Raw genomic sequence first — 14,004 nt, forward strand, 5'->3', positions numbered from 1 at the left:
CAGACATCATTCCCCATCGCGGGAGAGCTGCTGCCCCCTATGAGCTTGAACGGAATCGACATGCTCGTCATCTTCACCTGGGGCACTCTGGTCACGTTCGTGCTTTCCTGGGTATGCGACGCTCTCATCGGAAAATTCGCCATAGGCAAGCACCCCTCTCCCGATGGCGCAAGCGCGCAAGATCCCTCAACTGAAAGAGGCGAATAATCCCGCCGCTCATTTCATCAAACGACCCGAAAGGAAGAATCATGTTATTCGGACGCGAGCAATTCACAGTGAAAACCGAGTTGGGTGGGGAGGTTATCGACAAGCTCTACGCCAAGGAGCTCGTCCCCACCCCGATCGGGGAGTTCGAGAAACTCCCCGAGGACGAGAAAAAACTCCGCAAGCCCTACCCCTTTAACCAGCGCACTTACGAGGCGGCACCCGGGATTATCTGCGACCAGGACGTAGCGGTCCCCATGCGTGACGGGGTCGTCCTGTATGCCGACATCTTCCGCCCTGCCGACTCGACGGCCAAGGTTCCCGTCATCCTCGCCTGGTCGAACTACGGCAAGCGTCCCAACGAGTACCGCCCCGACGAGCTCAAGGCCTACACCCCGGGCGTCCCCAAAGGGTCCATTTCCGACCTGGCGAAATTCGAAGCTGCCGACCCCGAGTTCTGGGTGCCCAACGGCTATGCCGTCGCAAACGTGGACATCCGCGGAATCGGTTACTCGGGCGGGTACCATGAGCAGTTCGGCAAGCAGGACGCCGAAGACGGCTACGACTTCATCGAATGGTGCGCCGAGCAGCCCTGGTGCAACGGGAAGGTGACCATGGCGGGCTCGTCCGCACTCGCCATCAGCCAGTGGCATATCGCTGCCGAGCAGCCGCCGCACCTCGCGTGCATCGCCCCGTGGGAGGGCATGAGCGACATGTACCGCGAATCGCTCTGCGAAGGGGGCATCCCGGCCATCCAATTCACCAACTTCGCTACGGCGGGGGCATGCGGCCTCAAAGGCATCGACGACATGGGCGGCATGGCTGAGCGCTACCCGCTCATGAACGGCTACTGGGCCGATAAGATCCCCGACTTCTCGAAGGTGGTCGTACCCGCCTACGTGACAGCCGGTTGGAACCATTTCCACCTGCGAGGTTCTGTCAACGGCTGGCGCAAGATTGCCAGCGAGCAGAAGTGGCTGCGCGCGCACCGCGAGTTCGAGTGGCCCGATTTCTACTCCTCCACATACCTGCCCGAGCTCAAAATGTTCTTCGACCGCTATTGCAAGGGCATCCGCAACGGCTGGGAGTCCACGCCGCGCGTACGCATCGAAGTGCAGGACCGCTTCGACGAAAGCTGGCAGGTCAACCGCCCCGAGCGCGAGTTCCCGCTCGCGCGCACGCAGTACAAGAAGCTTTATCTAAATGCCGCGGACGCGTCGATGGGGCTCGAGAACCCCGCCGCCGAGTCCGAAGCGCGATACGACGCCAACGAGGGCGAAATCGTCTTCGACCACACCTTCAAACGGGACACCGAACTCACGGGCTACATGAAACTGCATGCCTGGGTTGAGGCGGCGGGCCATGACGACATGGACCTGTTCGTCACCGTGAAGAAGCTTTCGCGCGCCGGTGTGGAACAACCCGTCACCATCTTTGGCGGCACGGCCCCACACCCAGGCGCCTGGGGCAAGATGCGCGTGTCGCACCGAGAGCTCGATCCCGAGCTGTCAACCGATTATCAGCCCGTTCAGTCGCATCTGCGCGATCAGAAACTCTCACCGGGCGAAATCGTGCCCATAGACATCGAGATAAACCCGACGAGCCGCATCTGGCACGCAGGCGAGACTATCCGCGTGCACATCGCCGGCCGCTACATCCGCGAAGCGCATTGGATCGAGCCGCTTATCTGGGAGACAGACAATGCAGGCGAACACGTGTTCCACACGGGCGGTCGCTTTGAGTCGTACCTGCAAATCCCGGTCATCCCGCCGAAGTACAGTGACGACTACGTGTTCGAGGTCGACGAAGCAACGCATCCCACGCACCCGATTTTCTAGCAACCCGAAAGATAATCGGCGCCGGTTCGCCTTTCCGAACCGGCGCCGACCTCGCCGGATGCGCAATCGCGCTACAATGCGAGATAGGGAGGATGTATCATGGACTTCAACGAGGCTTTCAACTTTCAGGAACGCCAGATCATATCGGGTTACCTGTCCCTCATGAGAGAGAAGCCCCATGCCAAAATCACTGTCAAGGAATTGTCGGAGCGTTGCGCAATAGCTCGTACCACGTTCTATCGTTTTTTCGAGGACACCTACGACCTGCTGGAACGTCTAGAGCAGTACCTCTTAGGGGAACTCATGCTTTATCGCCCCCTGATGAACGGTAGCACCACCGGGCTCCAATCAAGCGGCGTTGCCGGAAAACCCTATGAGAGCATCAGGCATTTCTTCGGGATGGGGAGCTACCTTCGCAAACTACTGCAACCAATTATGAGCGAGAACGGCGACCCTTACTTCAAGGACAGACTTGCGAGACGACTGCGAGAAGAGCTTGGAGCCATGATGAGCGACGAGGGGGTTCCAAACGATGAGCTCCGCTCCTATTACGTTGCCACAATCGCAGCTTCATACATCGGCCTGCTCGCGCATGCCGCTACGACCAATCGGGGAGACTCTCTTGACATCGACCAAATCGCGTTCATTGCCAACTCGATGAGGGTGGCCTATTTCCGTTCCAACGATTCCGCCCCCGCCATATCCGACCGTCAATTGTTCGGCAATTCGAAGTCTTCGATTTAATTTGAAGATTGAAGTGGTGATTTCAAACAGCTCTTCGTAGAGAATGCTTTTCGACAAATTATCACTGCCCATCGCAAAGCACGTTCGAGACTGAGACCTCCCGCCTATGCGCTACAATTAGCCATCAGGGTTGGAGGGAAGGAAAAGTGCGCAAAACTACCGCTGTAACAATAGGCCTTATGCTGTATTGGCCGATGCTGCGTAGTCCCTATTTCCAAAACCTATTCTTTATTCCCAGCCCCACTGGACTCGATGGGCGTGAGGCATACGCCATAACAAATATTCTTATAGTAGGACTCGCGGCTCTCGCGCTGCGAAAAGCCAGCCAATTCCCGTACTGCGCAATACGATCAGCACGCCCAAGCTTTTCACTTCTTGCCGGATTCGCTTGCGCGATAGCAGCCGCACTGCTTTTCTCCTCGTCCCAGCTTACATCGACATTCGCCCTTGCCATGCAGCTCACGGGAATCGTCTCATTTGCCATAGGCTTTTCTGCAATCACCCTCGGATGGTTTTCTCATCTTCTTTCCAGCCACGAAAATTGGAGCTTCATTGCATCAGTCTCTTTCGCCGCCTCCTTCGCTTCGGCGAGCATTGAATACCTTCCCGACAGCGCGGTCAAAGCATCGCTCGTAATGCTTCCACTCGCCTCCTCTGCGCTTCTCGCACTTGCAAACTGCGTTGCGAAGCAGCCACAAAAAAGCGCGCCGCCATCCTTCCGCCAGCAATCTTCCCCTCACGCCAATATAATCATTCTTGCGGCAACGTGCTTCTGCCTCATCGCGAGCACGCCGACTCTTTGCCTGTTCGCACCAACTACTGGGTATATGCCCACACTGGAAACGCCGAAATCATACCTTTTCTCATTTCTCATTGCCATCGCGATGGCAGGGATTATGAAGCTGCATAAGCCGTTCCCAATTAAGCAAGGCATCATTTTGATCATCCTAGGAGCGCTCCTCATCCTGAGCTCGCTCGCCCTCGCTCTAACTGACAACGCGATGCCGTTCGCAGCAACCACCCACACTTGTCTCCAGTTCTCATTGTTCATCTCACTCCTTTCATTTTGGACCGAGAAGCGAGGGGGAGAACTTGGAGGAGCGGGGACGTTTCTCGCGATTACTTCCTTGACCACAATCGTGTCCCGCTATTTGCTCCCCATCGCGTTTCCCAGAGAATCGTCGGAACCCATCGCCGCGATTCTCGGCATGCTATCAATCGTCATCCTATCCGCAGCAGGCATGTGCCTCGCACTATTCGCCATGATGCATTTACCATCGTTTAAGGACCGAATGCCGGTAGCAGATGATGAGAGCTCCCAAAAGAAGTGCAATCTTTCTTCGGTCGTCAATACAGAAGCCCCCGTCGTACCGTCGGATTCACCGAGTCAATCTGTGACACAGAATAGCGACGACGCGTTGCGTACCTGGCTAGCCAGTGGCTTCTTTCTTTCGCCGCGCGAGACAGACATCGCACTCCTCGTGGCACGCGGGTACACCGTCAATCGCATCGCCGAGGAACTGTGCTTGGCGAGGGGAACAGTGCAGAGCCATACGAAAAGCATCTACCGCAAGCTTAACGTTCATTCAAAACAAGAAGTGATCGACCTTGTTCAATCGCAATCATCTCTTTAATCGAGTATCTTAATTCTTTTTTGACCTGGTGATAATCGAAATTACCATATTTTATGGGTAGCACTTTCACCGCCAATTCCATACCTTTCAACCTGTGCGAGGGGATACGCACAAACCAAAATGAAAGGGGAAACCAATGGACAACTCTATGACTCGGAGAGATTTGCTCAAAGCCGGCGCTTTCATGGGAATGGCAGCTGTTGGAGCCAGCATGGTCGGCTGCTCAACACAGACTACTACGGCCGCCGCAGCTGAGCCTTTTAATGACACGAGCAAGGCTGCGTCGGGCACGGCATCCGCATCCCTCACCGAGGCGACAAGCGACAATGTTCTCAACATAGAAGTTACTGACCTCACTATCAACGAGATTCAGGGCATCGTCTATAAGACGGTCAATGCGGCAAATGCCACCACCAACCTCAAGCTCGACCTTCTTCTGCCCTCGGCGGGCGAAGGAGAAACACTTCCGCTCGTTGTTTTCGTAAACGGAGGCGGCTTCACGAGCTCGAACCCCCAGGGCAACATTGTTCATCGCATGGCTTTCGCAGAAGCGGGCTACGCTGTTGCCTCGGTGCAGCATCGAGTCGTACCGACCGTCAAATTCCCCGAGCCTCTGCTCGACGTGAAAGCTGCAGTGCGCTGGCTCAAGGCAAACGCGGACACCTACAAAATCGACAAAAACCGCGTGGCGGCTGTGGGCAACTCCTCAGGTGGGTATTTCGCAACGATGCTCGGCGTGACAGGTGACATCGCCGACTTTGAGAAAGGCGACAACACTTCTGAGGATTCGAAGGTCAACGCTGTTATTGACTTGTACGGAGTGTCCGACCTAACACTTATCGGCGCAGGCCTCCAAGAGGAGATCGAGCAGGGCCACCATTCTCCCGCAACCACTGAGGCCATGCTCGTGAACGGAACAGCTTTCGGCAACAACAAGGGCGCATCCGTGTTTGACACACCCGATACCGCAGCACCTGCAAGCCCCTTCACCTATATCGACGGGACCGATCCCGCCTTCCTCATCCTGCACGGCGACAAAGACACACTCGTCTCCCCCGTCGCCAGCATGGAGCTGTACAAACGACTGGTCGATGCCGGAGTCGAAGCCGACCGTTACGTAATAGCTGGCGCATCGCACGGCGGCCCGCTGTTCAATCAGCCGCAGGTGATCGATATTATGGTTAATTTCCTAAACGAGCATCTAAAGAACTAGCTGCATAATCGCTATACAGGATTAACAGGCCGCTGGTTGCGCAGTTCATTGCCATGCAACCAGCGGCCCACCTTAATTGGTTGCATCTTCTTCTTGCGCCAGCTGATCCAACCATCCGATGCACCCCAGGATTCTCTCAAGGCACTCATTGGACGCATCCCATGTCCCCCTGCTAACTTCCACAGGAGCGAGTTTGCTAAGCGGCCATGCGCGCCACGGATGCGCAAGCGCCGCAAGAATCTCCTTGCTGTAGACCATTTCCACGTCAAAGCCTTCCAGCTTCCTAGCATCCATGACGATGCGCGTCAGTTTATCGGAATAGCGAGGTACTCCAATCGCCCCCACGCGTCCCTCCCAATTTGGGGGATGCAGCCAAACCTTCGTCCCAGGCGCAAAATGCCTCGTCCCATGAACAACTCGATGGTCTTCCCCAACTGTATTCTTGTCCTTAACGCGTGCGGTCAAGCACCAACTCGGAGAAACATGCGGGGTATCCTCAAGAACTTTCACGAAGGCTTTCGCATACTCCTCATCATCCATTCCCAGCGAAGCGCCAGTGAATTGCCCGTCCATAATTCGCGAGCATTTCCACCCGCCGCCCTCTGTGAGCACAAGGTCGCACGATCCGAACAATCCCATTTGCGCCACGAAGGCATCGATGACGCTATCGGGAGGCTCCGGTATGGAATGCCAATCAGCTAGCCAGTCGTGGATCGTGCTCTTGTAGAACGGAACCCCATCAAAAAAGAAAACGCGCAGCCTATGGGCCTGTTCCCGAAACTTGCATAGGGGACGTACTTTTCAAAGAAGACTTCACCCACCTGGTCTACGCCGAGAAACTTAGAGAAGCTGTCGGCGACTCTTTTCGATTCACCCCCGTTCAACGACCCTATAAAATAGAAATCCTCGAATCTAAGCTGATTCGCTGGACCATCCTCATCTCGCACAAAGTAGATGGTCGGCTGAGCCGAGAAATATGAGCTGAGTCCAAATGATGAGCCCGCCCTTGCAGACTCAATCATGTATGCGTCTGTAGAAAGTCCCCTGTGGTAGCGCAGGTCGCTATACGCGTGCGACTCCCAGCTATCGATCATAAGGCGATATCCAAAATTCCGCAGCTCGCGTTCTAACCGCCGGTAATGCTCCTCATCCATATAAGGACACCGCAAAAGCGTCGGATTATCCCGTTTTTTCGGTTTAAGGCCCGAGACGTACCTTGCTTCGTCATGGAGGCCAAGCTCCTCAAGAGCTGGAATACATTCGCTCACACCGATCTTGAGCTTTTTCCCCTGCAAGAAATCGTAATAGTTAAAGTAAATGATGTGGAACATGCCAGTTTGCTCAAGTGCGCGGCTCTCCCCAAACCAACCAGACATAGCAGAATGATACGTTATGCCCTCCCAGAGGGACGTGCCGTGCAGCAGCGTGATTTTCTCCATCGAACCCCGCTTTATACAGTTGGCGCCCCGCTTACGCGAGGCGCCACAAATGGTTGGCCCGTTAGGGCTCGGTCCATCCAGACCGCAGATTGCACTAATATTCTACCTTATTTCCTTAAAACACGTTCGATCGGTTGAATTGCTTGAGCTTGCTGAATGCTGAAAAGTGTGGCCATTCTAAAGCGCCACTTTTTTTAGCCAGACTGGTTTAATGACCAGCGCTAACTCGCTCGAACCTCCCGCGCGGTCCCCTGGAGACACGCACGGGAGGACGTCGGTATGCGGCTGACGGCGGCGCGGCGAGTGCATCAGGTTGGTGCGACCCGCTGCTAGCTAGCAGCGTGTGCTCGCGGCGCCAACAGCTAGCGGCGCGTGCCGAAGAGGCCGCGAACGATCTGGTTGGCGGCGGTGCGGCCGGCAGATCCCAAGATGCTCGTGGCGACGCGGGCCACGGCGTCCTTCTGCTTCTGGCGCTCCCGCTCGGCGACCTTCGCCTGACGCTCGGCCTCGCGCTCTGCCGCCCTAGCCTGGCGTTCCGCTTCCCGCTCAGCCGCTCTCGCCTGGCGTTCCGCTTCCTTTTCCGCAGCCTTTTGCTGACGCTCGGCTTCCTTCTCGGCCGCCTTCTTCGCCTCTTCCTGCTGCTTGGCAAACTCCGCCTTCTGCGCCTCGAACTCGGCCCGTTCCCTCGCAAGCTCCTCGGCGGCGGCGTTCTGCTCGCGCTCGTCCTGGATCATCTCGTAGGCGCTCTCGCGGTCGATCGCGTCGCCGTACTTCGCCATGAGCGATGCCTGCCCCTGAATCACGGCGGATTTCGCCTCGTCGGACGCGGCGGCCATAAGGCACTGCGGCGGCAGGACCTTCGCGTTTTCCACGATGGAGGGCTTGCCGTCCACATCGAGGAAGCTCACAAGCGCCTCGCCCGTGCCAAGCTCCATGATGGCGTCCTCGCTCTTGAAGCTCGGGTTTGCGCGGAACGCCTCGGCCGCCGCCTTCACCGCCTTCTGCTCGGCGGGAGTGTAGGCGCGCAGGCCGTGCTGCACGCGGTTGGAAAGCTGCGCCAAAACCTCGCCGGGGATGTCGCTCGGCGACTGGGTGATGAAGTACACGCCCACGCCTTTGGAGCGGATGAGCTTGACGACCTGGATGATCTTGCTGAGCAGCTCAGTCGGCATGTCCTTGAACAGCAGGTGCGCCTCGTCGAAGAAGAAGACGAACTTGGGCTTGTCGAGGTCGCCCACTTCGGGGAGCTTCTCGAAGAGGTCGGAGAGCATCCACAGGAGGAACATCGAGTAGATCTGCGGCTGCTGGATAATGCGCGCGGCGTTCAAGATGTTGACGTAGCCTTGGCCGCTCGGGTCGCAGGCGAACCAATCGGCCAGTTCAAGCGCGGGTTCGCCGAAGAACACGTCGCCGCCCTGGTCTTCAACGGCGATGAGCGCGCGCAGGATGGCGCCTACGGACTGCGACGAGACGTTGCCGTAAGTCGTCGTGTACTCCTTGGCGTGCTCGCTCACGTAGTTGAGAATCGAGCGGAGGTCTTTCATGTCGATGAGCAGCATCTGCCTGTCGTCGGCAATGCGAAAGACGATGTTCAGCACGCCTTCCTGCACCTTGGTGAGGCCGAGCAGGCGCGAGAGCAGCACTGGCCCCATGTCGGAGATGGTCACGCGAACGGGGATGCCGTTCTCGCCATCCATGTCCCAAAAACGGGCGGGGCAGCCCTGGTAGGTGAACCCTTCGAGGCCGAACTTGGCGATGCGCTTCTGCATGTTCTCGGAGTCGACGCCCGCCTGGCACATGCCGGTGACGTCGCCTTTGACGTCGGCCATGAAGACGGGCACGCCCGCCTGCGAGAAGCCTTCCGCCATTACCTTGAGCGTGACCGTCTTGCCCGTGCCCGAAGCGCCAGCGATAAGGCCATGGCGATTTGCCTGGTTGAGGAGCAGATAGCAGGGGTTTTCGCCCTGCGCCATCCAAATCTTGTCGTTTTGAAGCACGGGTCCTCCTTGCGGTCGGCTGAGATTGGCCCATTATACCGCGGATCCGCAATCGGCCGAGAGGCGCGAAGAACGCGACGAGCGCGCGCCCTCCCCCGGCCTGCTAGTGCGCTTCCGCCCAGGTGGGGGCGCTCGAAACGTCGGCGATGAGGGGAACCTTGAGCTCGACGACGCCTTCCATCACCTCACGCACCATGGCCGAGAGCGCCTCGACCTCGCTTCGGGGCACGCTGAAGTCCAGCTCGTCGTGCACCTGGATGAGCAGCTTCGCGGCGAAGCCCTCTTCCCGCAACCTGCGCGACACCTCGATCATCGCGAGCTTGATAATATCGGCAGCCGAACCCTGCATGGGATGGTTCATCGCCGTGCGCTCACCGAACCCGCGCAGGTTCGCGTTGCCCGCGTGGAGCTCGGGAATGTGGCGCTTGCGGCCAAACATCGTCTCTGCGTACCCGCGCTCGCGCGCCTGCTCAACCGTAGCGTCCAGGTACGCGCGCACGCCGGGATAGGCCTCGAAGTAGCGGTCGATCATGTCCTTGGCCTCGCCAAACGGTACACCAAGGCTCTGCGAGAGTCCGAACGCCTGCTGCCCGTAGACGATGCCGAAGTTCACCGCCTTCGCGCGGGAGCGAAGCTCGGGCGTCACTTCCTCGACGGGGATGCCGAACACGCGGCTCGCCGTCGATGCGTGGAAATCGGCGCCGCTGTTGAAAGCCGCGACCAGGTGCTCGTCACCCGACAGGTGTGCGAGCAGGCGAAGCTCGATCTGCGAGTAGTCAGCCGAGAGGAACAGCGAGTCCTCGTCGAGCGGCACGAAGCACTCGCGAATGTGGCGACCGAACTCGGTGCGCACGGGGATGTTCTGCAAATTCGGGTCTGACGAGGACAAACGACCCGTCGTCGTCACCGTCTCGTTAAACGAGGAATGGACGCGCCCGTCGGTTGCGCGCATGCGGGGCAGCGCATCGATGTAGGTCGACTTGATCTTGGCGAGCTCGCGGTAGCGCAAGACGAGCGCGGGCAGCTCGTGAACCTCGGCGAGCTCCTTGAGCACCTTCGCGTCGGTGGAGTATCCGCGCTGCGTCTTCTTCTTCGGCGGCAGACCCAAAACTTCGAACAGGATATGGCCGAGCTGTTTGGGCGAGTCGACGTTGAACTCCTCGCCGGCGAGCTCGATGATTCGCGCGCGTAAGGCATCGACGTCGCCCTGCGTGCGCTCGCCGATCTCGTCGAGGTGCGCGACGTCGATCGCGGCGCCCGTGCGCTCCATCGCGGTGAGCACGGGAACAAGCGGCAGGTCGATCTCGGCGTAGGTGCGCATCGACCCGTCGTCTTCGAGCGCCCGGGAAAGCGGCTCCTCAAGAGCGCGCGCCGCCGCTGCGAGCACGCAGGCGCGCTCCTCGTCGGTCTTCACCTCGGGAAGGGCCCCGCCTAAGTACTCGTCGGCGAGCGATTCGAGCGTGTAGTCGGAAACGGACGAGTTCATCACGTAGCCCGCAAGCCCCACGTCGAAGATTTCAGCCGCAAAAAGCTCCTCGTCGGTGATGAGCGCCTCCTGCGCCGTGTCCGCGGGATACACCCGGTGCAGCATCTCCTTCGCGTCGAGCGCGGCGAAGCGCCCCTGCGCCACGACCTGGGCAAGCACCGAAAGTGCCTCGTCGCCTTCGAAGGCAGCAGCGCCCTTCGAGGTGGAAAACGCCGCGAACGCGCCCGCGTCGAACAGCGACGCTTGCTCGGGCTCGACGAACGCGATACCCACGCGTTCCCCTTCCGCGATCGCGCCCTTAACGGCAGCGAGCGCGTCGGCCCCGTGCAGAACGGGCTCCCACGAAAGCGCGGCTCGCTCGGCAGGCGCCTTCTCCCCCACGAGGTTCAGCACGTGGGTCAGATGCGCGTTGAAGCGGACGTTCTTGAAGGCGGCCGTCACGCGCGCGACATCGAACGAGGGGAACGCCGCGTCCTCCAAGTCGAGCTCGAAATCGACATCGCGCGAGATGGTCGCCACCTTCCGGCTCGCGAACGCCTGGTCACGGTTGGTCTCGATCTTCTCCTTCTGCTTGCCTTTGAGATCGCCGGTGTGCTCGTAGATGCCCTCGAGGTTGCCGTAGGCGGAAAGCAGCTTCGCGGCCGTCTTGTCGCCCACGCCGGGCACGCCGGGGATGTTGTCGGACGCGTCGCCCTTAAGCCCGAGGAAATCGGGGAACTGGGCGGGTGTGACGCCATAGCGCTCGAAGACCTCGTCGGGGCCGTAAATCGCGACGTCGGTGATGCCCTTCTTGGTCGTGACGACGTGGGTGAGCTCGCTCACGAGCTGATAGACGTCCTTATCGCCGGACACAAGCAGCGTGCGGTACCCGAGCGCCTCGTCGCGCGCGGAAACGGTGCCCAGAATGTCGTCGCCTTCCCAGCCAGCCACGCGCACAACCGGGATGTTCATCGCCTCGAGCAGGCCTTCCATCAGGGGAAACTGCACTTTAAGCGCGTCATCCATCGGAGGACGCTGCGCCTTGTACTGCTCGATCGCCTCCATACGCCACTTCGGGCGCCCCGCATCGAAGGCGCACACGATGGCGTCCGGATGCGCCATCTCCACGAACTTCAGCAGCATGGCGACGAAGCCGAAGCACGCGTTGGTCGGCGTGCCGTCGGGCGCGTTCATCGTGGGCGGAACGGCGTGGTAGGCGCGGTGCATGAGCGAATTGCCGTCGATGACGGCCACGGTTTTAGACATGGAAGACCCTCCCGAGTCGCGGTGTTCTCGGCGAATCAGTGTAGCACGGAATCGGCCGGGGCCGCATCTTCTCCAACGCCTCTGCGCGTCTCGCGGGCGTCGCGGTCTCCACGCGCGTCGCGGGCCCCACGTGCGTTGCGGGCGGCACGGGCGGCGCGGGCCTCTCAGGCGTCGCGGGTGTCGCGCTCCTCTCGGGCGGGCGGCTGCTCCTCCCGGTCGACCAGGTCGATCAGGCGCTGCTGGGAGTTGATCCCCATCTTCCGGTAGATATGCGTGATGTGCGTTTTCGCGGTGTTCGAGCTGATAAACAGTTTCTGCTGGATGTACTCGGCGTTCCTTCCCTTCGCAAGGCACGTGAACACCTCCGCCTCGCGCGGCGACAGGTCGTACTGCTCGGCGATGGCGCGGCAGCGGTCGCGGAAGGGCGACGCGTTCTTCGGCGGGTCAATCGAGGGCGGGTATTCCGCGCTCGCCGTCATGAGGGATAACAGGGCGTCCTCGGTTTCCGAGTCGTCGGCGCCGTAGAGCGAGAAGGCCGCGACGACGATGATCGCAATCACGCAGGACAGCTCGCCAAGCCCCTCGATCGCCACGTCGCCCGCGCGGAACGCGAAGAACGCAACGACGACGCCGAGCGCGAAGCCGGTCCACTGCGCAAGGCGCCCCATCGCGTAGCGCTTCACCGGGTAGAGCTGGAACTCGGCATTCGACACCACAAGATCGGTCCATTCCATAAGCGTCGCGTAGGCGAACGCTCCCACGGCGACGGCGCCGCACACAATGCGCCCAGTATGCCCGAAATAGGGAATGAACAGGATGGATGCGGCGACGATCGGAACGATGAGGCGTTGCATGCCGCTCATATCCCAACGAGACTTCGTCCGCTTCGTCGCCCAGAAGATCGCAACGCCCGAGCCTACGATGCCCGCCGCCGAGGCAATGAGCACCGCCCCGACGCCCGAAAGCGCAAGCATCACGACAACGAACCCGTACGCCATCCCGTTCGCGGCGATCGAGGCCGCGGCCTTGAGCGTGATGGAGGGGTCGCGCTGGTAGCCTTCCATCGCCTTCAAGGTGCCGGGGTCGACGCGGGAGAGGAGGATGGAGGCGAGCACCATGCACGAGATCACGATGAACGCCAAACCGAACAGGCCCATGAGCGGGCTTCCCGCGCCTGCGACCAGCAGAAAGAGCGGAGTGGCCAACGCGCCGCCGACCGCGATCGACATCGCCGTCCACTTCGGGGCCATCATGCTGAAGAGCACCGTCCACACAAGCGAGAGCGAAAGCTCCCCCGCGCCGAGCAGCACCCAGACCGCGATCGCGCAGGGCATGCGCCACCCTTCCGGGACAAGCCCCGCCCAGCTCGCGCCCGCCAGAAGGAACGCCGGGGCGAACAGGAGCAGCGAACCGGGCAGCACCAAAGGCCGCATTCTCCTGAACACGAAGTCGGGGAACTTCGAACAGAAAGCGAGGCACGCGTCCATCACCACGCGCGAGACGATAAGACATAGGATGGCGATTTCCAACGGCTCGAAGGACAAAAGCGGAAGCGCGGGCGAGAACACGATATAGGTGCCCCAGACCGTGAGGCACGCGAAGCCGATCGTGGCGAGCACGCACGCAGCGGACGTTTGCATCACCGGTTTTCTCTTGCCCTTGCCATCCGTTGAATCGAGAAACGAGAGCGCGCCGGACGCGGCGAGCTTGCCGCCGGATGGGGCGCCGGACGCGGCGAGCTTGCCACCAGCTGCGGCGCTGAGCGAGCCGCTCCCGCTTTCAGACGCGGTCTCGGACGCAGCGTTGGGTGTACCGAAATCGCCGCCAGACGCGGCGCCAGAATTATCCACTCCCATGGAATCCCCCGTTACAAGCATGAATCACTATGCGAAGGTGACAGCATTTTCCCAGTTCAGCGGGAATCACCTTCTCGATGTGATTCATTCTTTCCCCCTGCAACCCATGATAGCAGTATCGCCGAAGCATCAAGAGGGAATTTCAAGATGCGCTCGTTGCTCGGTCTGTACTGGGTTAAACTACGCAATGGTTTTGAGATGTCGAAATGCTCCTGCATTGAAACGGAAAGAGTGAAGTGATTGGTGCATCTTTGAATGCGAATATATTGCGGCGGAATTGGTTCACCATCACATCGCTTGTGTCGAAGGACTTCAAGCTCAAGTACCGCCGAAGCGTCCTGGGCGTTC

10 protein-coding genes are annotated in these 14,004 nt (G+C 59.7%); 5 read left to right on the forward strand and 5 right to left on the reverse strand.

Translation table 11 applies throughout. The features are described from left to right. From Q0I65_RS09080 to Q0I65_RS09100, 5 genes are all read left to right on the forward strand, one after another. The coding region (locus tag Q0I65_RS09080; protein ID WP_296062721.1) for a hypothetical protein at positions 1 to 207 on the forward strand (207 nt) is incomplete at its 5' end. A 41-nt stretch (positions 208 to 248) separates the two neighbouring features. Continuing rightward, positions 249 to 2,042 carry a CocE/NonD family hydrolase gene (locus Q0I65_RS09085; protein WP_296062723.1) on the forward strand — a complete coding sequence of 598 codons (1,794 nt, stop codon included), beginning with the start codon at positions 249 to 251 and terminating at the stop codon, positions 2,040 to 2,042. A gap of 99 nt (positions 2,043 to 2,141) precedes the next feature. Continuing rightward, positions 2,142 to 2,786 carry a TetR/AcrR family transcriptional regulator gene (locus Q0I65_RS09090; protein ID WP_296062726.1) on the forward strand — a complete coding sequence of 215 codons (645 nt, stop codon included), beginning with the start codon at positions 2,142 to 2,144 and terminating at the stop codon, positions 2,784 to 2,786. Positions 2,787 to 2,932: 146 nt separating this feature from the next. Beyond that, positions 2,933 to 4,420 carry a LuxR C-terminal-related transcriptional regulator gene (locus Q0I65_RS09095; protein WP_296062729.1) on the forward strand — a complete coding sequence of 496 codons (1,488 nt, stop codon included), beginning with the start codon at positions 2,933 to 2,935 and terminating at the stop codon, positions 4,418 to 4,420. A gap of 136 nt (positions 4,421 to 4,556) precedes the next feature. Then, complete coding sequence (locus tag Q0I65_RS09100) at positions 4,557 to 5,633, forward strand: alpha/beta hydrolase (RefSeq protein ID WP_296062732.1); 1,077 nt, start codon at positions 4,557 to 4,559, stop codon at positions 5,631 to 5,633. A 72-nt stretch (positions 5,634 to 5,705) separates the two neighbouring features. Here the strand turns inward: Q0I65_RS09100 and Q0I65_RS09105 are convergent, their stop codons facing one another. From Q0I65_RS09105 to Q0I65_RS09125, 5 genes are all read right to left on the reverse strand, one after another. After that, positions 5,706 to 6,206 (reverse strand): hypothetical protein, encoded by a 501-nt coding sequence (locus Q0I65_RS09105; protein WP_296062734.1) that lies wholly within the window; start codon positions 6,204 to 6,206, stop codon positions 5,706 to 5,708. 125 nt (positions 6,207 to 6,331) lie between these two features. Next, entirely contained in the window at positions 6,332 to 7,072 is a 741-nt protein-coding gene (locus tag Q0I65_RS09110; RefSeq protein WP_296062737.1) for a hypothetical protein, read from the reverse strand. Positions 7,073 to 7,434: 362 nt separating this feature from the next. Beyond that, the gene (locus tag Q0I65_RS09115; RefSeq protein WP_296062739.1) at positions 7,435 to 9,069 is read right to left on the reverse strand and encodes a helicase HerA-like domain-containing protein; all 1,635 of its coding nucleotides are present in this window, start codon (positions 9,067 to 9,069) and stop codon (positions 7,435 to 7,437) included. 103 nt (positions 9,070 to 9,172) lie between these two features. Next, complete coding sequence (polA, locus tag Q0I65_RS09120; protein WP_296062741.1) at positions 9,173 to 11,800, reverse strand: DNA polymerase I; 2,628 nt, start codon at positions 11,798 to 11,800, stop codon at positions 9,173 to 9,175. Positions 11,801 to 11,964: 164 nt separating this feature from the next. Next, the gene (locus Q0I65_RS09125) at positions 11,965 to 13,656 is read right to left on the reverse strand and encodes a LuxR C-terminal-related transcriptional regulator (RefSeq protein ID WP_296062743.1); all 1,692 of its coding nucleotides are present in this window, start codon (positions 13,654 to 13,656) and stop codon (positions 11,965 to 11,967) included. Positions 13,657 to 14,004 lie beyond the last annotated feature (348 nt).

It is taken from the genome of uncultured Ellagibacter sp. (assembly GCF_934643285.1).
In the GTDB taxonomy this organism is placed as follows: domain Bacteria; phylum Actinomycetota; class Coriobacteriia; order Coriobacteriales; family Eggerthellaceae; genus Ellagibacter.